The organism is Pseudarthrobacter sp. NPDC055928 (assembly GCF_042270935.1).
GTDB lineage: Bacteria > Actinomycetota > Actinomycetes > Actinomycetales > Micrococcaceae > Arthrobacter.
This window is the reverse complement of the sequence record NZ_JBHJZH010000011.1, coordinates 1-17,848: the sequence shown is the minus strand read 5'-3', so window position 1 is coordinate 17,848 and position 17,848 is coordinate 1. Positions and strand designations below refer to the sequence as shown.

18 protein-coding genes are annotated in these 17,848 nt (G+C 65.3%); 16 read left to right on the top strand and 2 right to left on the bottom strand.

The genetic code is table 11. The features are described 5' to 3' along the window. The first annotated feature begins 25 nt into the window (after window positions 1–25). From ACFC25_RS14180 to dapF, 6 genes are all read left to right on the top strand, one after another. On the top strand, window positions 26–250 hold the full coding sequence (locus tag ACFC25_RS14180; RefSeq protein ID WP_337347633.1) for a DUF3046 domain-containing protein: 225 nt from the start codon (window positions 26–28) through the stop codon (window positions 248–250). Window positions 251–441: 191 nt separating this feature from the next. Next, window positions 442–1,497, top strand: coding sequence for a recombinase RecA (gene recA, locus ACFC25_RS14175; protein WP_337347634.1), 1,056 nt, complete (start codon window positions 442–444; stop codon window positions 1,495–1,497). 169 nt (window positions 1,498–1,666) lie between these two features. Next, window positions 1,667–2,164, top strand: coding sequence for a regulatory protein RecX (locus ACFC25_RS14170; protein ID WP_376046418.1), 498 nt, complete (start codon window positions 1,667–1,669; stop codon window positions 2,162–2,164). 92 nt (window positions 2,165–2,256) lie between these two features. Then, a complete protein-coding gene (gene miaB / locus ACFC25_RS14165; RefSeq protein ID WP_337347635.1) occupies window positions 2,257–3,804 on the top strand; it encodes a tRNA (N6-isopentenyl adenosine(37)-C2)-methylthiotransferase MiaB in 1,548 nt (515 codons plus the stop codon). A gap of 3 nt (window positions 3,805–3,807) precedes the next feature. After that, the gene (gene miaA / locus ACFC25_RS14160; protein WP_376046173.1) at window positions 3,808–4,704 is read left to right on the top strand and encodes a tRNA (adenosine(37)-N6)-dimethylallyltransferase MiaA; all 897 of its coding nucleotides are present in this window, start codon (window positions 3,808–3,810) and stop codon (window positions 4,702–4,704) included. Window positions 4,705–4,770: 66 nt separating this feature from the next. Continuing rightward, window positions 4,771–5,715 (top strand): diaminopimelate epimerase, encoded by a 945-nt coding sequence (dapF, locus tag ACFC25_RS14155; RefSeq protein WP_337352221.1) that lies wholly within the window; start codon window positions 4,771–4,773, stop codon window positions 5,713–5,715. Here dapF and ACFC25_RS14150 read toward each other — a convergent pair. After that, window positions 5,696–6,310, bottom strand: a complete 615-nt coding sequence (locus tag ACFC25_RS14150; protein ID WP_376046170.1) for a class I SAM-dependent methyltransferase — start codon at window positions 6,308–6,310, stop codon at window positions 5,696–5,698. The two genes, dapF and ACFC25_RS14150, sit on opposite strands and share 20 nt — an antisense overlap. Before the next feature lie 429 nt (window positions 6,311–6,739). Between ACFC25_RS14150 and hflX the strand changes: the two genes are divergently transcribed. Together hflX and ACFC25_RS14140 are read left to right on the top strand one after the other, a co-directional pair. Beyond that, the gene (gene hflX / locus ACFC25_RS14145; RefSeq protein WP_376046167.1) at window positions 6,740–8,308 is read left to right on the top strand and encodes a GTPase HflX; all 1,569 of its coding nucleotides are present in this window, start codon (window positions 6,740–6,742) and stop codon (window positions 8,306–8,308) included. Beyond that, a complete protein-coding gene (locus ACFC25_RS14140) occupies window positions 8,301–10,358 on the top strand; it encodes an ATP-dependent DNA helicase (protein WP_376046164.1) in 2,058 nt (685 codons plus the stop codon). Before hflX ends, ACFC25_RS14140 begins: the two co-directional genes overlap by 8 nt. Before the next feature lie 74 nt (window positions 10,359–10,432). Here ACFC25_RS14140 and lexA read toward each other — a convergent pair whose 3' ends face one another. Beyond that, window positions 10,433–11,179 (bottom strand): transcriptional repressor LexA, encoded by a 747-nt coding sequence (gene lexA, locus ACFC25_RS14135; protein ID WP_376046161.1) that lies wholly within the window; start codon window positions 11,177–11,179, stop codon window positions 10,433–10,435. Window positions 11,180–11,526: 347 nt separating this feature from the next. Between lexA and ACFC25_RS14130 the strand changes: the two genes are divergently transcribed. From ACFC25_RS14130 to ACFC25_RS14095, 8 genes are all read left to right on the top strand, one after another. Beyond that, the gene (locus ACFC25_RS14130) at window positions 11,527–11,937 is read left to right on the top strand and encodes a LysM peptidoglycan-binding domain-containing protein (RefSeq protein WP_376046158.1); all 411 of its coding nucleotides are present in this window, start codon (window positions 11,527–11,529) and stop codon (window positions 11,935–11,937) included. A 56-nt stretch (window positions 11,938–11,993) separates the two neighbouring features. Continuing rightward, entirely contained in the window at window positions 11,994–13,112 is a 1,119-nt protein-coding gene (locus ACFC25_RS14125) for a histidinol-phosphate transaminase (RefSeq protein WP_376046155.1), read from the top strand. A 62-nt stretch (window positions 13,113–13,174) separates the two neighbouring features. Beyond that, the gene (gene hisB, locus ACFC25_RS14120) at window positions 13,175–13,801 is read left to right on the top strand and encodes an imidazoleglycerol-phosphate dehydratase HisB (protein WP_337347644.1); all 627 of its coding nucleotides are present in this window, start codon (window positions 13,175–13,177) and stop codon (window positions 13,799–13,801) included. Continuing rightward, window positions 13,798–14,532, top strand: a complete 735-nt coding sequence (hisH, locus tag ACFC25_RS14115; protein ID WP_337347645.1) for an imidazole glycerol phosphate synthase subunit HisH — start codon at window positions 13,798–13,800, stop codon at window positions 14,530–14,532. The genes hisB and hisH overlap by 4 nt, the downstream gene beginning before the upstream one ends. Then, window positions 14,533–14,691, top strand: coding sequence for a hypothetical protein (locus tag ACFC25_RS14110; protein ID WP_337347646.1), 159 nt, complete (start codon window positions 14,533–14,535; stop codon window positions 14,689–14,691). Between the two features lie 54 nt (window positions 14,692–14,745). After that, window positions 14,746–15,492, top strand: a complete 747-nt coding sequence (gene priA, locus ACFC25_RS14105) for a bifunctional 1-(5-phosphoribosyl)-5-((5-phosphoribosylamino)methylideneamino)imidazole-4-carboxamide isomerase/phosphoribosylanthranilate isomerase PriA (protein WP_066285946.1) — start codon at window positions 14,746–14,748, stop codon at window positions 15,490–15,492. 20 nt (window positions 15,493–15,512) lie between these two features. Then, window positions 15,513–16,436: an SseB family protein gene (locus ACFC25_RS14100; RefSeq protein ID WP_376046150.1), complete on the top strand. Its 924-nt coding sequence runs from the start codon at window positions 15,513–15,515 to the stop codon at window positions 16,434–16,436. A 56-nt stretch (window positions 16,437–16,492) separates the two neighbouring features. Continuing rightward, on the top strand, window positions 16,493–17,785 hold the full coding sequence (locus tag ACFC25_RS14095) for an MFS transporter (protein ID WP_337347649.1): 1,293 nt from the start codon (window positions 16,493–16,495) through the stop codon (window positions 17,783–17,785). The last annotated feature ends 63 nt before the right edge of the window (window positions 17,786–17,848 follow it).

Below are 17,848 nucleotides of genomic sequence, written 5' to 3'. Positions count from 1 at the left end.
TCCCGCTCCATGAGAGACTCTATTGGTGCGAATCAGTGACTACTGGCGTCTGATGGACGACGAATTCGGTTCCGGCTACTCCCGGGTCCTGAGCAGTACCCTGATCCTGGCCGGGGTCGGCGGGCGTACCGCGGACCAGGCACTCGCCGCGGGAGTGAGTCCCCGGCAGGTCTGGCTGGCGATGTGTGACGTCCAGGACGTCCCGCCGGAACGCCGCCTGGGCCGGGACATCAAGCCGGCCCGCGACTGACCGCCATCAACCTGACACGCCGCCGGATTGTTCGAATATCTGTTCGGGTAAAGCTATGCTTTTCGTAGTGGGTTATCCACATAGCCGATGTCATCCGGCGAGAATGTCTGTGGGTGCCATTAGCGTCAGAGATGACCAAGAAACGGCCGCTGAGGCCACTCCACAATGAGAAAGCATTAGAGGTGTGAACCATGGCGGCAGCCCCGGATCGTCAAAAGGCGCTCGACGCAGCGCTGGCACAGATTGACAAGCAGTTCGGCAAGGGCTCGGTTATGCGGCTGGGCGACGAAGTCCGCGCCCCCATCGAGGTCATCCCCACCGGATCCATCGCGCTGGACGTCGCCCTCGGAATTGGCGGGCTTCCCCGCGGCCGCGTTGTGGAGATCTACGGACCGGAATCCTCAGGTAAGACCACCGTTGCGCTCCACGCCGTGGCCAACGCCCAGCGCCAGGGCGGTATTGCCGCCTTCATCGACGCCGAGCACGCCCTGGACCCGGAGTACGCCGCCAAGCTGGGCGTGGACACGGACGCCCTTCTGGTCTCACAGCCGGATACCGGCGAGCAGGCCCTGGAAATCATGGACATGCTTATCGGCTCAGGCTCGCTTGACGTCATCGTCATCGACTCCGTGGCGGCGCTGGTGCCCCGGGCGGAAATCGAAGGAGACATGGGCGACAGCCACGTTGGCCTGCAGGCGCGCCTGATGAGCCAGGCGCTGCGTAAGATCACCGGCCGCCTGAGCCAGACCAAAACCACAGCAATCTTCATCAACCAGCTCCGCGAAAAGATCGGCGTCTTCTTCGGTTCCCCCGAGACCACCACCGGTGGTAAGGCCTTGAAGTTCTACGCCTCCATCCGCATCGACGTACGCCGCATCCAGACGCTCAAGGAAGGCGCCGATTCCGTCGGTAACCGCACCAAGGCCAAGATCGTCAAGAACAAAATGGCACCGCCCTTCAAGATCGCCGAATTCGACATCATCTACGGCCAGGGCATCTCCCGCGAGGGAGGCATCATCGACATGGGTGTGGAACACGGCATCATCAAGAAGTCCGGTTCATGGTTTACGTACGACGGCGACCAACTGGGCCAAGGTATGGAGAACTCCCGTCGGTTCCTGCGTGACAACCCGGAACTCGCTGCCGAGCTTGAGCGCTTGATCAAGGAAAAGCTTGGGGTTGGCGTCAAGCCTGCCGAGGCGGATTCCAAGGACACACCGAAGCTGAAGGCTGTTGACGGCTTCTAGGGATACCCCGGACTTCGTGGACGGGCAGGGCCCGGGCGTTGGCACCGGCCCAGGTCGACGCCGGAGGGGCCGGGGCGGCGGACGCTCCGGCTTCGGATCGGACGGGCCAAGCCCGGATTCCTCAGTTGCATCAGACCCGGAACCGGATCCTGCCTCGGTTGCGCGGGCGATAGTGCTGCGGCAGCTGACCAGTTCGGCCAAGAGCCGGCTGCAGCTGTCGCGAAAGCTGGCGGAGCGGAACATCCCCGAGGACGTTGCCGAGTCCGTGCTGGACCGATTCCAGGAAGTGCGGCTCATCGACGACGCCGAGTTTGCGGACATGTGGGTGCGCAGCCGGGCCCAGTCGCGGAAACTGGCCAAGGGCGCTCTTCGCCGCGAGCTTGCCGACAAGGGGATCGATTCTGATACGGCCGCCGCAGCGTTGGAACAACTCTCCGATGAGGACGAGGAAGCCGCGGCCCGCGTGCTTGTGGAGCGGAAGCTCCATCCGGGCACGGACCTGGCGGACCGGTCAGAGCGGGATAAGACCACGCGGCGGCTCGCGTCCATGCTTGCGCGCAAGGGATACCAGCCATCGCAGGCATTCAGGATCGTGGGTGAGGTGCTGGCCTCGCGCGCCGGCTACGCGGGTGAGGACGGTCCGGCGGATGGTCTGCCCTACGACTAGCCCGTCCGCGTCGTGGGCGCCCCGGTTTGGGTAATCGGTTGTGTAGGTTTGCCAGCGAAGCGGCGCTTCCGCCGACCCGGTACCCTTAACAGGTGAGTTTGACCATTCCTTCCCCCGCATCCGGTACCGTCCCGTCAGCCGACCCTGCCGTGCAGCCGCGTACCTATCAGGTGCGCACCTTCGGCTGCCAGATGAACGTGCACGACTCCGAACGGATGGCGGGCATGCTCGAGGACGCCGGCTACGTGCCGGCAGACGGTGACCACGCCGACGTGGTGGTCTTCAACACGTGCGCGGTCCGGGAGAACGCCGACAACAAGCTGTACGGCAACCTCGGCATGCTGGCTCCGGTGAAGGCGGCCAACCCTGGCATGCAGATCGCCGTCGGCGGGTGCCTGGCCCAGAAGGACCGCGAAACGATCCTCAAGAAGGCACCGTGGGTGGACGCCGTCTTCGGAACCCACAACGTGGGCGCTCTGCCCGCCCTTCTTGACCGCGCGCGCCACAACAACGAAGCGCAGCTGGAGATTCTCGAATCCCTTGACGTGTTCCCCTCCACTTTGCCCACCAAGAGGGACTCGGTCTACTCCGGCTGGGTATCCATCTCAGTCGGCTGCAACAACACGTGTACCTTCTGCATCGTTCCAGCCCTGCGCGGCAAGGAGAAGGACCGCCGCCCGGGCGACATCCTGGCCGAAATCCAGGCCCTCGTGGATGACGGCGCCATTGAAGTCACCCTGCTCGGCCAGAATGTGAACTCCTACGGTGTTGAGTTCGGCGACCGGCAGGCCTTTTCCAAACTCCTGCGTGCCTGCGGAGAGATCGAAGGCCTGGAACGGGTGCGGTTTACGAGCCCCCATCCGGCGGCTTTTACCGACGACGTCATCGACGCCATGGCCGAAACGCCCAACGTCATGCCACAGCTGCACATGCCGCTGCAGTCCGGCTCGGATAAAGTCCTGCGCGACATGAAGCGGTCCTACCGGTCCACCAAGTTCCTCGGCATCCTGGACAAGGTCCGAGAGAAAATCCCGCACGCCGCCATTTCCACTGACATCATCGTGGGCTTCCCCGGCGAATCCGAGGAGGACTTCCAGGCCACCCTGGATGTCGTGGAGAAATCCCGCTTTGCCACTGCCTTTACGTTCCAGTACTCCAAGCGCCCGGGCACCCCGGCGGCCGACCTTCCGGACCAGCTGCCCAAAGCCATCGTCCAGGAACGATTCGAGCGCCTTACCGCCCTGCAGGACAGAATCGCGGCGGAGGAAAACGCCAAACAGCTGGGCCGCAGGGTGGAAGTCATGGTCACCGCACAGTCCGGACGCAAAGCCGGGGAAACCCACCGGCTCTCCGGTCGCTCCCAGGACCAGCGGCTGGTGCATTTCTCAGTCCCGGTCGGGGCGCCGTCGCCCCGCCCCGGTGACCTCGTGACGGTTACCATTACCGAAGCCGCAGCTTTCCACCTCGTGGCCGATCCCACTGTGGAGGACTACAGCCTTCGGCGTTCACGAGCTGGTGACGCCTGGGACAGGTCGCAGGCCGACTCCTGCGGCGCACCGGCACCGGGCTCGGCAAAGACCGGAGCCGGCCGCACCGGGGTTTCGCTTGGCATGCCGTCCCTGCCGGTCCGCAGCGCCTGACCGGTGGCACCCCCACCGGTCATAGCCGTTGTTGGCCCCACCGGGTCCGGTAAGTCCGACCTCGCTGTCAACCTGGCCCTGGCCCTGGATGGCGAGGTGGTCAACGCCGACGCCATGCAGTTCTACCGCGGTATGGACATTGGCACGGCGAAAATCACCACCGCCGAACGCAGGGGAGTTCCCCACCACCTGCTCGACACCCTGGACGTCACCGAGGAAGCGAGCGTCTCGGACTTCCAGCGGCAGGCCCGCGCCATCATCGCGGACATCCACCAACGTGGTAAGCGTGCCATCCTGGCCGGCGGTTCCGGACTCTATGTCCGTGCGGCGCTGGACGTCCTGGAGTTCCCGGGAACCGACCCTGACGTACGCGGCCAGCTGGAAGCGGACTATGCGGCCGAAGGTTCGGGGCCGCTCCTTGCCCGGCTCCGTGTCGTCGACCCCATTTCGGCCGACCGTGTCTCAGATGCCCGGCGTATCATCAGGGCGCTGGAAGTCCACCAGCTCACTGGGCGGCCCTTCAGTTCTTTCATGCCCCGGCGGGAGTATTTCCAGCCCGCCCTCCAGATCGGACTGGCCGTAGACCGGGATCAGCTGCGCGAACGGCTGGCGCAGCGCGTTCATAGCATGGTGGATAAGGGGCTGCTGGAAGAGGTCCGCCGACTGGACGCGGCAGGCCTGCGCCGCGGCAAGACGGCCCCGCGGGCTTTGGGCTACTCCCAGTTCCTCAAAGTCCTCGACGGCGGCGCCACCGTCGAGGAAGCCGTCGAGGAGACCATCGTGGCGACCCGGCAGTTTGCCAGGCGGCAGCTGACCTGGTTCCGTGCCGATCCCCGGATCAGCTGGCTGGACTGGCAGGATCCCGACCTTGAAACCCGCGCGGCGGCGCTCTGCACCTGAACCCACGCAGTTCCCTGGCCGGGGGCGGGTTTCTGTGGCCCTGCCTTTGGCCGGTAGCCTTGGAGCATGGACGCTACCCCTGCTGTGACTCTCGAGCCCGCCTTCGCCGCCTTGGGCGGACTCCGCTTCTCTAAAGGGCACGGTACAGGAAACGATTTTGTCCTGGTCGCTGACCCTGACGGTGTCCACACTATTGCCGCAGACCAGGTGGCCGCGCTGTGCGACAGGCACCGCGGCATAGGCGGCGACGGACTCATCCGCGCCGTGCCATCGCGATACCTGCCCGAGGGCCGGGAACTGCTCGAAGGAACACCGGACGCGGAATGGTTCATGGACTACCGCAACGGAGACGGCTCCCTGTCTGAGATGTGCGGCAACGGCGTCCGTGTGTTCGTCCACTTCCTCCGGGCCGAGGGCCTGGTTGACCTGCCCGACGGCGGGGCCCTGACCATCGGAACCCGCGGCGGGGTCAAGACTGTCGTCCGCACGGGCGAGGACTACGCCGTCGACATGGGCCCCTGGCAGTTCATCTTCCCCGGCGCGGCCACCGCCAAAGCCATGGACTCCCTGGTCACGGCCGATGGCCTGGAAGTACCCCGCCCCGCCATCTCCGTCAGCATGGGCAACCCGCACACCGTGGTGGCCCTCGCCGAGCTTTCCGAGCTGGAAGCCACCCGGCTCTTCACCGCGCCGCATGTCGATCCTACACCCGTCAACGGAACCAACGTCGAATTCGTGGTCCCCGCGGAGCCGCTGGTGCACGACGGCGTAGGCACCATCACCATGAGGGTCCACGAACGCGGTGTCGGCGAAACGCAATCCTGCGGCACAGGCGCCTGCGCCGCTGCCGTGGCAATCCGGCATTGGGCCGGGGCCGGCGCACCAGACGCCTGGAACGTCAAGGTGCCAGGCGGCGTCGTCGGCGTTAAATTCTTTGCCGGAGCCGGTGGGCACGAGCACGTCGAACTCAGCGGCCCGGCCGTGATTGTGGCTAGCGGGACGCTTTCCTGACCCGCAGGATCCTGAAGGATTTGGCCGTGGCTTCCCGGGTGACGGTGAACGAGGCGTCCAGCTCCTGGGACAGCCAGCGCTGAAGGGAATCGGAGCCGAGGTTCTTTTGCACCACCAGCCATGCTGAGCCGCCAGGCGCCAGCCTCGGAATCCACAGCTTCAGCAGCGAGTGGAGTTCCTCCTTACCGATCCGGATCGGCGGGTTGGACCAGATCGTGTCAAAGCGGAGTTCCGGGTCCACGGCCTCCGGCATGCTGGCCGTCACGTTGCCCAGGCCGAGCGAAGCCGCATTTTCGTTTGTCAGCGTGATGCAGCGTTCGTTGACGTCCACGGCGTAGACATGGGCTGCCGGCGACTTCAGGGCCATCGTGAGCGCAATCGGACCCCAGCCGCAGCCGATGTCCAGCAGGTTTCCCGACGGCGACGGCGCCGGGACTTCGGCGAGCAAGACGGCGGTGCCCTTGTCTATCCCGTCAGGGCTGAAGATGCCACCGGATGTCTGCAGTGTGCGCGTTTCCCCAGCGAGATCCACCGTGAGCGGCTTGCGGGTAAAGGGCCCTGCGGGCGATGCGCTGAAATAGTGTGCGGACTCCATAACTGGCCAGATTAGTTGGCCCTGAAGCGTAAGGGAAACCGCGGGGGACCGGGTCTGCTAATCTGGAAGGCATGTTCCTGATCTTCGAGTAGCCGGCACGGGTTGAACCCGTCCCGCAGCCATGTCCCGCAGCGATGCAGGTTTCCTACCTTCCGCAGATGCGTCATCGACCAAGCTTTCGCCGGCTGGTCCGACCGCCGGGCAATACTCGAAGCCAGCTTCCCGCTGCGCCCCTCCTGACGTTGCCTGCGCATACCACTTCGTCCACCCTTTCGAAGGCGTGGATCCTACGCTGCACGCCATCGCTTGTACGGTGTGCGCAACAGACAGGAGTCCTGGATGACCGCCAGCCGTCAGCCCAGCGCGAATACGTCCCCACTCACCAGCAATCGGCACTATTCTGGAAATGCCGAATCTTCAAAGGAGACCATGACCAGCCAGCCCAACACCGGATCCGATCCAGCAGCCCAGGATATGAGCCCGGAGGAAATCCAAGCTGTCATCGACCGGATTCTTTCCAAGGATGTTCCGGCAAAACGAGGCCCCGCCACAGAAGGCGACGGCAGGGCGGTGTTCGGCAAAGCCCAGGCGATCTCCCGCCTCGAAGAAGAACACAGCGCCTACGACGGCGACCAGCAGGACCTCGAAGAGCGCCGGGCACTCCGCCGCACGGCAGGGTTGTCCACGGAACTCGAAGACGTCACCGAAGTCGAATACCGTCAGTTGCGCCTGGAGCGCGTGGTCCTGGCTGGCCTGTGGGCCGAAGGAACGCTCGCGGACGCTGAGAACTCACTTCGTGAGCTTGCAGCGTTGGCCGAGACCGCCGGTTCGGAAGTCCTGGACGGCATGGTCCAGCGCCGAGCCAAACCGGACCCCGGAACGTTCCTAGGGTCAGGCAAAGCCCTGGAACTCAAGGAAATCGTGATGTCCACCGGCGCGGATACCGTAGTGGTTGACGCCGAACTGGCTCCCTCCCAGCGGCGCGGGCTGGAGGACATCGTCAAGGTCAAGGTCATTGACCGTACGGCCCTGATCCTGGACATTTTCGCCCAGCACGCCAAGAGCCGTGAGGGCAAGGCCCAGGTGGAACTGGCTCAGCTCGAATACTTGCTGCCACGCCTGCGCGGCTGGGGCGAATCCATGTCCCGCCAGGCTGGTGGCCAGGTGGGCGGCGCTGGCGCCGGTATGGGTTCGCGTGGTCCCGGTGAGACGAAAATCGAACTGGACCGTCGCCGGATCCGTACCCGCATGGCTAAGCTGCGGCGCGAGATCGCCGCGATGAAGCCGGCCCGGGAAACCAAACGGGCCAACCGGCGTCGTAATTCAGTGCCGTCCGTTGCCATAGCCGGCTACACCAACGCCGGGAAATCGTCGTTGCTGAACCGGCTGACGGACGCTGGCGTTCTGGTGGAGAACGCGTTGTTCGCCACCTTGGATCCGACCGTGCGCAAGGCGGAGACCGCGGATGGCCTGGGCTATACCCTGGCGGACACCGTGGGCTTTGTCCGCTCCCTTCCCACCCAGCTCGTGGAGGCATTCCGTTCCACACTGGAGGAAGTAGCGGACGCGGACCTCATCCTGCATGTGGTGGATGCCTCGCACCCGGACCCGGAAGGCCAGATCGCCGCAGTCCGCAAGGTGTTCAGCGAAGTCGATGCCCGCAAGGTGCCGGAAATCATCGTCCTGAACAAGGCAGACGCCGCGGATCCGTTTGTGATCGAACGCCTCAAGCAGCGCGAACCCCGCCATGTGGTGGTGTCGGCGCGGACCGGCGAAGGGATCGCGGAGCTGCTGCGCGAGATCAGCAGCTCGATCCCGCGGCCCAGCGTCAAGCTTGAACTCCTCATTCCCTACAATCGTGGCGACGTAATCAGCAAACTGCATGACACCGACGCGGAAATCCTCAGCCTTGACCATGGCGAGGACGGAACGCGGGCAGTGGTGATGGTCCGGGAAGGCCTCGCGGCTGAACTGGAATCATTCGTCAGCAATGGCTGAACCGGTGGCAGGTGAGCCTTCAGGCACGGCCGGCGAGCAGTTCGTGATCGAACTGCTCGACCGTGCCGTGGCCGGAATGGGCGGACAAAGCCGCAGCGGCCAGCACGAGATGGCCAGGCAGGTGGCCCGTGCCATCGAAACCGGCGACCACCTCCTGGTCCAGGCCGGCACTGGAACGGGAAAGTCGCTGGCTTACCTGATTCCGCTCATTGCGCACTCGCTGGTGAGCAACAAGCCCACCTTGGTTTCCACCGCAACATTGGCCCTGCAGACACAGATTGTGGGCCGCGACCTGCCGCGGCTGCTGAAGACCATCACCCCGGCCCTGGACCGCCCCGTCAAGGTGGCGCTGGTGAAGGGTCGCTCCAACTACGTCTGCCGGCACAAGCTTGAAGGCGGGTTTCCCTCGGAGGAACCCTCCGAAGGCCAGCTTTTTTCCCTTGGCGAGGACACCAGCGTGCCGCACTTCGCAGCCGCTCTCGGGGGACCGGCGTCGCAGTTGGGCAAAGAGGTAGTGCGGCTGCGCGACTGGGCGCAAAAAACCACTACCGGCGACCGTGACGAACTCCTCCCGGGTGTCACGGACCGTGCCTGGCGGCAGGTTTCGGTGACGTCGATGGAATGCCTGGGGGCGCAGAAGTGCCCGATGGCCGCTGAATGCTTCAGCGAACTCGCCCGCCAGGACGCGGCCGACGCCGATGTTGTGGTCACCAACCACGCGATGCTCGCCGTCAGCGCGTTCGAGGGGCTGGCTGTCCTGCCCGAATACGACGTCGTGGTGGTTGACGAGGCGCACGAGCTACAGGACCGGGTGACCGGTGCGGTGTCCGGGCAGCTGTCCGTAGCGATGGTCCATGCGGCGGCTGCCGGAGCGCGGAAGCACACGGCCATTACGGTGGACGCCCTCAACGCTGCGGCCGCCAACCTGGAACTGGCATTGGCAGGGGTTCCCAACGGGCTCCTTCCCAACGGACTTAATGACGAGCAGCTGGACTGCATCGACCAGCTGCGTGACGCCTGCAGGGCTGCCCTGTCCGACTCGAAGGGGGACAGCAGCCAGGCGGCCGACGGCGGGCGGCAGCTCGCGCGCTCACGTCTGATGCTCATCCTGGAACTGTGTGAACGGCTGATCGTGGCCCGGGAGAACCGGGAAGTGGTGTGGTTCTCGCGTGCCAGCACCTTCGATCCGCAGCAAGGCTATGCGCAGCCCGACGACGCCGCACCGGCACTGATAAACATCGCACCGCTCAGCGTCGCAGGGAAGCTGCGCGAGGGACTGTTCGAAGGCCACACCGTAGTGCTGACCTCGGCCACACTGGCCATCGGCTCCGCTTTCGAGCCGGCCGCCGGCGGGCTGGGCCTTGTGGGCCCGGGCGCCCCGAGCTGGACGGGCATTGACGTCGGTTCCCCGTTTGACTACCCAAAGCAGGGAATACTGTACGTTGCCGGGCACCTGCCCAAGCCCGGGCGCGGTGTGTCCGCGGAGGCGCTGGAGGAGCTCGAGGCGCTGATCAGGGCCTCAGGCGGCGGTGCACTGTGCCTGTTCTCCTCACGCCGCGCCGCAGAAGAAGCAGCCGACGCCTTGCGGCCCCGTCTGGGACTGAGCATCCTCTGCCAGGGCGATTCCACGATGACCGCCTTGGTCAAGCAGTTCGCCGACGAGCCTGACACATGCCTCTTCGGAACCATGTCCCTGTGGCAGGGAGTGGACGTACCCGGCGGCTCCTGTCGGCTGGTGGTGATTGACCGCATTCCGTTCCCTCGGCCGGACGACCCCCTTATGACTGCCCGTTCCCGGGCCGTCGCCCAGGCCGGCGGCAACGGCTTTATGTCGGTCTCCGCCACTCATGCCGCCATCCGTCTTGCCCAGGGTGCCGGCCGGCTGATCCGGTCCACCGGGGACAAAGGTGTGGTGGCGGTGCTTGATTCACGGCTGGCAACCGAGAGGTACGCCGGGTTCCTCCGGGGTGCGCTGCCGCCCTTCTGGCCCACCACAGATCGAAAGATTGCGTTTGCGGCGCTGGAACGGCTGTCCAAAGAGCACGCCTGAGTTAACTGCGAAGATCAGCTGAGCCAGCCCTTGTGGACGGGCTCAGCTGATCTTTTTGCTGCTGGGCAATGTACCTAGAGTGAACGCAGAACCGAAACGACCTTGCCCATGATGGTGGCGTGGTCGCCCAGGATGGGTTCGTACTGCGTGTTCTGCGGCAACAGCCACGTGTGGCCGTCCCGCTGGCGGAACGTCTTGACGGTTGCTTCGTCGTCCAGGAGGGCTGCGACGATGTCCCCGTTCACGGCGTCGGCCTGGCGCCTCACCACCACCCAGTCGCCATCGCAGATGGCCGCGTCCACCATGGAGTCTCCGGCCACCCTGAGCATAAAGAGCTCGCCCTGACCGACCAGTTGGCGGGGGAGGGGCATCACGTCTTCAACCACCTGGTCCGCAAGGATCGGCCCGCCGGCTGCGATCCGGCCTACCAGGGGAACCATGGCCGTATCCATGGCAGTGGAAAGCTCCGTTACCTTCCCGCCGCTGATGCCCCGCAGGGTTGCCGGTGCGGCGGAGCCGGGAGCCTTGGCAGTCCCGCCGTCCAGGGTGAGCGGCATCAGGACCTCCATGGCCCGTGGCCGCTTAGGGTCCCGGCGCAGGTATCCCAACTTCTCCAGCTGCGAGAGTTGATGCGTCACGCTGGAGAGGCTGGCCAGCCCCACGGTGTCGCCAATTTCGCGCATGGACGGGGGGTATCCGTTGTCATTGACTGAACGCTGGATCGTTTCCAGGATCTTCTTCTGACGGGCAGTCAGCCCCTTGGGAGTCCTCTGGGGCTGTGGACCCCGCGGGGTCGCCCTGCCGCCGGCTGCTGCTGCCATGTTAGCCAATGCCTTTCCGTTGCCCCGGTGCCTCCGGCGCCGGGTGCCGGGAGCCTCCGGCATTGATTGTCAGACCCTGCTGATCAACTACAGAGGTGGCTGTACTTCGGGTGGTTGATCCTTGGTTCAAACGTAGGCCAGCCGCAACACTTTTTCAAACATTTGTTCTAGCGAGTCTCGACAATGTTCGTTGATAAGTGCTAAAACAGAAGAAGCAAAGTTCGAACATGTGTTCTATTCGCATCCGGAAGCGTTCGAAGATTCGAATACTTCGGGAACGTCCGCTTCGCCGGACAAGCGGAAGGAACACTCCGGGCAGCAAAGCATGGTCCAGGAGGGCTCATTTCATGTCAGCGTTTTCAGCATCGCAGGACTCCCGTCCGCAGTTCGTCTCGGTACAGCACCTCACGTCAGTCCCGCAGGTCCGCCCCGGCAAGGAGCAGTTGCCGCCCCTTCGCCTGACGCGACGCGGACGGGTGGTCCTGATCGGCATCCCGCTGGTCCTGCTCGCTGTCCTGATCTTCCTGCTGGCGGGATTCTTGAACGCCCCCGCCAAGGCAGCAGACTCCGCAGCCGATCTCTCAATCACACCGACAGTGTCCGTCACCGTACAGTCCGGGGAGTCACTGTGGGCGATCGCGGCAGCGGTTGCACCCGAGCGCGATCCCCGCGACGTGATAGCGGACATCGTCCAGCTCAACAACCTCACTGCCGGCGCTGTCGTGCCAGGCCAGCAGCTGTTTGTACCTGTGAAGTGACGCTGCCGCTGACCGTCACATTTTCGGGGTCCATGCTTCGGCACTAAACTGTTCAGGTGAATGACCAGCTAGAGCGTCTGAACCGCCTTCCCCTCCGCAGCAACCTCCGTGGCCTGACCCCGTACGGGGCTCCCCAGTTGGATGTTCCCATTCTGCTGAACGTCAACGAAAACACCCACGGCGTTCCTGCGGACGTACGGGCCGCGATCAGCGCAGCAGTCACCGAGGCAGCCGCCGGCCTGAACCGCTACCCGGACCGTGAATTTTCCGATCTCCGCGTTGCGCTGGCCGAGTACCTTGGCCACGGTCTTGACGCAACCAACATCTGGGCAGCCAACGGCTCTAACGAAGTGCTTCAGCAGATCCTCCAGGCGTTTGGCGGACCCGGCCGCACGGCCCTGGGCTTCCCTCCCACGTACTCCATGTACCCCCTACTGGCCAGCGGCACCGACACAAAGTACGTTGCCGGCCAGCGTGCGCTCGGCTACGGCCTCAGCGCCGAATCAGCCGCCCTGCAGGTGAAGGAACTCCAGCCGAACATCGTTTTCCTGAGTTCGCCCAACAACCCCACCGGCACAGGGCTGGGGCTGGATGTTGTGGAGGCCGTGTACGCCGCCGGCGAGGACAGCCAGACCATCGTGATTGTGGATGAGGCGTACCACGAATTTGCCCACGACGGTACGCCGAGCGCCCTGACCCTGCTGCCGGGCCGGGAACGCCTCATCGTCACCCGGACCATGAGCAAGGCCTTTGCCCTCGCCGGAGCCCGGCTGGGCTACATGGCTGCCGCCCCCGAAGTGACGGACGCCCTGCGCCTCGTGCGGCTGCCCTACCACCTGTCCGCCGTCACGCAAGCCACGGCCTTGGCCGCCCTCCAGCACCGCGAGGCGCTGATGGCCGATGTTGAGGACATCAAGAAGCAGCGTGACCGCATCGTCTCGGAGCTCACACGGATGGGCCTCAAACCCGCCGCTTCGGACTCGAACTTCGTCTTCTTCGGCGGACTGGACCGGCCCCACGACGTCTGGCAGCAGCTGCTGGACTCCGGCGTCCTGATCAGGGACGTCGGAATCCCCGGCCATTTGCGCGTCACAGCCGGGACTGAGACAGAAACCACTGCCTTCCTCACATCCCTGGAAGCCATCCTGGCGAGCCAGGCAAAGCTGCCCGCCTAAACTTGAGTTAGCCGCGCTGCGCGCGCCGGCAATCACTCCTTCTTCGCAAAGGACATATGACCATGAGTTCCACCGGATCCAGCACTGCCGCGTCCCGCATCGCACGCATGGAGCGTGCCACCAGCGAATCGTCAGTACTCGTGGAGATCAACCTCGACGGAACCGGCGTCTCAAACATCGACACCTCGGTCCCGTTCTATGACCACATGCTCACGGCACTGTGCAAGCACTCGCTCATTGACATGACAGTAAAGGCCACCGGCGACACCCACATCGATGTCCACCACACCGTGGAAGACGTCGCCATTACCTTCGGTGAAGTCCTGCGCACAGCCCTCGGCAACAAGGCCGGCATCCGCCGCTTCGGCGAAGCCACCGTGCCGCTGGATGAGGCCCTGGCGCACGCGGTAGTTGATGTCTCCGGCCGGCCCTACCTGGTCCACGGCGGCGAGCCTGCCGGCCAGGAGTACCACCTGATCGGCGGCCACTTCACCGGGTCGCTGACACGGCACGTCTTCGAGGCGATCACGCTGCACGCAGGCATCTGCCTGCACATGAACGTCATCGCCGGCCGGGACCCGCACCACATCGTCGAGGCACAGTTCAAGGCATTCGCCCGTGCATTGCGTGCAGCCGTGGAGCCCGATCCCCGTGTAGAAGGCATTCCGTCCACCAAGGGTGCCCTGTGAGCGGCCAGATCCTCCGCGACGGCGCCGTGATCGACCCGGCTTCCCTGAAGAAGCCGGAATCGCCCGAAGGCAAGCCCACCGTCACCGTGCTCGACTACGGGTCCGGTAACGTCCGTTCCGCCGTGCGCGCCCTCGAACGGGCCGGGGCAGAAGTCATCCTCAGCTCCAAGCCCGAGGACGTACTGAACGCCGACGGCCTCGTGGTCCCCGGCGTCGGCGCTTTCGAAACGGTCATGCGCGAACTGAAAGCCGTGGACGGCATCCGCCTCATCGGCCGGCGCGTCGCCGGCGGGCGTCCAGTGCTGGGTATCTGTGTAGGCCTCCAGGTCCTGTTCGAGGCTGGTGTGGAACACGGCACCGAGGCCGAAGGCATGGGGGAGTGGCCCGGAAAGGTGGAACTCCTTCCGGCGGAGGTCGTACCGCACATGGGCTGGAACACCGTCAAAGTGCCGGAAGGGTCCAAGTTGTTCGCAGGCGTCGAGGACCAGCGTTTTTACTTCGTGCACTCCTACGGCGTCCAGGAATGGAACTTTGACGTGGTGCAGCCGCGCATGGCACCGCCCAAGGTCACCTGGTCCGAGCACGGCGCGCCGTTCATCGCTGCCGTGGAGAACGGACCGCTTTGCGCCACCCAGTTCCACCCGGAAAAATCCGGCGACGCCGGAGCCCGCCTCCTGCGCAACTGGGTGGACGCCCTGCGGAAGCCTGCACCCGCGGATGGCAACGCCTAGATGTGGTCCATTGTCCTGATGGGGCTCGCCGGCCTCCTGGTGGGCGGTGCCCTGTCCTTCCGGCAGCAGCACAAGCCGCTTTGGACCCAAATTGGCTTCTACGTCCTGGCCGGCATGTCCCTGCTGGCTGCCGCCCTGCTGACCTTTCCCGGAAGCTAGCCCGCACCGGGCCACCTCCCACTAACAGCTGCACACCTACCTGAGGATTCTGAGATGACCACCGCAAACGATCTGCCGGTTCTTGAACTGCTCCCCGCCGTCGACGTCGTGAACGGCCAGGCCGTCCGGCTGGTGCAGGGTGAGGCCGGCAGCGAAACGAGTTACGGCACTCCGTTGGAAGCCGCCCTCAACTGGCAGCAGCAGGGCGCCGAATGGGTACACCTGGTGGACCTCGACGCCGCGTTCGGCCGCGGCTCCAATGCAGAACTCCTCCGCGAAGTGGTGGGCCGCCTGGACATCAAGGTGGAGCTCTCCGGCGGACTTCGGGACGATGAATCACTGGAAGCTGCCTTGGACCTCGGCGTGGCACGAGTGAACCTTGGCACCGCGGCCCTGGAAAACCCGGAATGGACAGCCCGGGCCATCGACCGCTTTGGCGACAAAATCGCCGTCGGCCTCGACGTCCGCGGAACCACGCTGGCAGGCCGCGGCTGGACCAAGGAGGGCGGTGACCTCTGGGAGGTCCTCGGCCGCCTGGAGGAGGCCGGCTGCGCCCGGTACGTTGTCACCGACGTCACCAAGGACGGCACCCTGCAAGGGCCCAATGTGGAATTGCTGCGCCAGATGGTGGAGAAGACCGGCAAGCCCGTGGTGGCCTCCGGCGGCATTTCCAGCCTCGATGACCTCAAGGTGCTCCGTTCCCTTGTCCCGCTGGGCGTCGAAGGCGCCATCGTGGGCAAGGCCCTCTACGCCGGAGCCTTCACGCTGCCCGAAGCCCTCGACGTCGCTGGCCGCCGCTAAGCCCCGGTCAGCCTGACAGGATGGAACCGAACGGCACTGCACCTGGCCTGGACGGCGCGTCCGGCAGCATTTCCGGCACGGCCGGACCGGCGCAGCGGCACCTGCCCGGCCACATCGCAGCAGCCCTCGCCGGAGCCGGTGGAGCGGCAGACTCGGCGGGCCGGCCGTGGCAGGGCCGAAGCCTGGCCGGGGACGACGGGAAGATCCACAACTTCGAGGACGACGACGGAACGGCCGACGCCGGATACCTCGCCGCGGTTGCGGCGCTTCGGAACGGAAGCGGAGACGAGGCGGCCGTCGTCGCCTCGCTGGCGACAGCAAGGGTCTTTATCCCCATTATTGCCCAGCTCGCGGAAGAAGCCGAAGGCGAAGACGGCCTGACGGCTGACAAGCAAGCGGACATGGCGCTCGTGATGCTGAAGGCAGCCGACGGCAGGACCGCAATGCCCGCCTTCACATCCGCCCAGGCGCTGTCCAACTGGCACCCGGATGCCCGGCCGGTGGCTGTGTACGCCGCGAGGGCTGCCCTCTCCGCGGTGTCGGAACAGGCCGAACTCCTGGTGCTGGATCCCGGTTCTGAGGTCACGTTTGTGGTCCGTCGTCCTGCCGTGTGGGCACTGGCCCAGCAACGCACCTGGGTGCCCTCCTACCTTGACCGCGAAGTGGCCGCCACCATAGCGGAGGCTGCTACCGGATTCCCCGCCGTCCGGAATATCGGACTCCTGCCTGGGGCCGGCGTCGCCTCAACTACTGGGACCGGTGACACGTTGCCGGGTGGGGGCGCGGGTCCCGAACTGCAGATGGTGCTTTACCTTGAGGACGGCCTTGACGCCGCCGCGGTCCAGGAGCTTGTGGCCGGCCTCCAATCCGCCTGGTCCAGGAATGTATTGTTTGGGGAGCGGGTTGACTCGATCGAAATCAAGTTGAGGCGCGCTTTTCAATAGCTGACGGTCAGCGGGGAGACCCCTCGGGCTGCCCGCGGCAGACCAAAGGAATTTCCGTGAATTTCGCCCTATATCGGGAGCTGCTCTCCGTTCGCCCCATTAGGCGGCTGCTGCTCGTAGGCATGATTGCCCGTATCCCGCACTCCGCCGCCGGCGTCCTGCTGACCCTGCACATCGTCCTGACGCTGGACAAAGGCTACGCTGCCGCCGGGGCGGCCGCGGCCGTGATGACCATCGGCATAGCGCTCGGGGCGCCGTGGCGCGGCCGGCGCGTGGACACAGTGGGCTTGCGCAGGGCCCTCATCCCGTCGGTGGTTTCCGAAACAGTCATCTGGTCTGCCGTGCCCCACGTGACGTACGAATGGCTGCTGCCGCTGGTCTTCATCGGCGGGCTGCTGACGCTCCCGATCTTCAGCGTCCTCCGCCAGTCCCTGGGCGTCCTGGCAGACGGCGACCAGCGGCGGACCGCCTTCGCCCTGGACTCCATCACCACCGAGATGGTGTTCATGATCGGCCCCGCCGTCGGAGCCGTGGTGGCTACCAGTGGTTACTCCGTACTGGGGCTGACCATCGTTGGCGTCTCCACCTCACTGGCAGGGCTGTTCCTGATGTGGTTCAACCCGCCCACCCGGAGCGTCGCCCAGACCGAGGAATGTGAGGCGGACCAACGCCACGCAGCGGAAGTTGCCGTGGTCTCCGCCGCACCAGCCCACGTCCAGGAGGCGGCGGCAGACCTGATGCCCGCCGCTACCCATGGCGGACCCGGTCTCCGGGGAAGGGTGGCCCACAACTTCGCGTGGTTCACGGCCACTGTCGCGGCCGTCTTTGCGGTTGCGGCGGGCGCCGGGATGGTGCTCAGCGGCACGGACGTCGGCATCGTCGCAGCTCTCGAAACAGGCGGACACCAAAGTGAGATCGGTATTGTGTTCCTTTTCTGGTGTGCTGCGTCCGTGGTTGGCGGCCTCGTTTATGGCGCCATGCACCGCCCGGTTTCGCCGATTGTCCTTCTTCTGGGGATGGCCGCCCTGACCATCCCGATGGGCTTCGCGCACGATACGTGGACTTTGGCGTTCGTCTCGATCCTGCCCGGCCTCCTGTGCGCTCCGGTGTTGTCCGCCGCGTCCGAGAAAGTGGCGGACCTGGTGGCTGAGGAACGTCGCGGAGAGGCAATGGGCTGGTACGGTTCCGCGCTGACTGCCGGCGTGGCACTCGGCGCACCGCTCGCGGGAATTTTTATTGACGGTATGGGGTCCTCCGGCGGGTTCGTGTCCGTCGGCGTCGCCGGCGTTGTGCTGTGCCTCGTGGGACTGGTGCTCCAGCAGCGCCGGCGCAGCCGCACCGCTGCCTGACGACACCCGCATGACGACCCGCAAAATTGACGACGGCGGCGGGCTGACCACCATGGTCAGCCC

What these genes read in the sequence shown, in the direction of transcription:
- recA (WP_337347634.1), top strand. Translation starts at nt 442, where the DNA reads ATGGCGGCAGCCCCGGATCGTCAAAAGGCGCTCGACGCAGCGCTGGCA.
- dapF (WP_337352221.1), top strand. Translation starts at nt 4,771, where the DNA reads ATGGACGCTACCCCTGCTGTGACTCTCGAGCCCGCCTTCGCCGCCTTG.
- ACFC25_RS14150 (WP_376046170.1), bottom strand. Translation starts at nt 6,310, where the DNA reads ATGGAGTCCGCACACTATTTCAGCGCATCGCCCGCAGGGCCCTTTACC.
- hflX (WP_376046167.1), top strand. Translation starts at nt 6,740, where the DNA reads ATGACCAGCCAGCCCAACACCGGATCCGATCCAGCAGCCCAGGATATG.
- ACFC25_RS14140 (WP_376046164.1), top strand. Translation starts at nt 8,301, where the DNA reads ATGGCTGAACCGGTGGCAGGTGAGCCTTCAGGCACGGCCGGCGAGCAG.
- lexA (WP_376046161.1), bottom strand. Translation starts at nt 11,179, where the DNA reads ATGGCAGCAGCAGCCGGCGGCAGGGCGACCCCGCGGGGTCCACAGCCC.
- ACFC25_RS14130 (WP_376046158.1), top strand. Translation starts at nt 11,527, where the DNA reads ATGTCAGCGTTTTCAGCATCGCAGGACTCCCGTCCGCAGTTCGTCTCG.
- hisB (WP_337347644.1), top strand. Translation starts at nt 13,175, where the DNA reads ATGAGTTCCACCGGATCCAGCACTGCCGCGTCCCGCATCGCACGCATG.
- ACFC25_RS14110 (WP_337347646.1), top strand. Translation starts at nt 14,533, where the DNA reads ATGTGGTCCATTGTCCTGATGGGGCTCGCCGGCCTCCTGGTGGGCGGT.
- priA (WP_066285946.1), top strand. Translation starts at nt 14,746, where the DNA reads ATGACCACCGCAAACGATCTGCCGGTTCTTGAACTGCTCCCCGCCGTC.
- ACFC25_RS14100 (WP_376046150.1), top strand. Translation starts at nt 15,513, where the DNA reads ATGGAACCGAACGGCACTGCACCTGGCCTGGACGGCGCGTCCGGCAGC.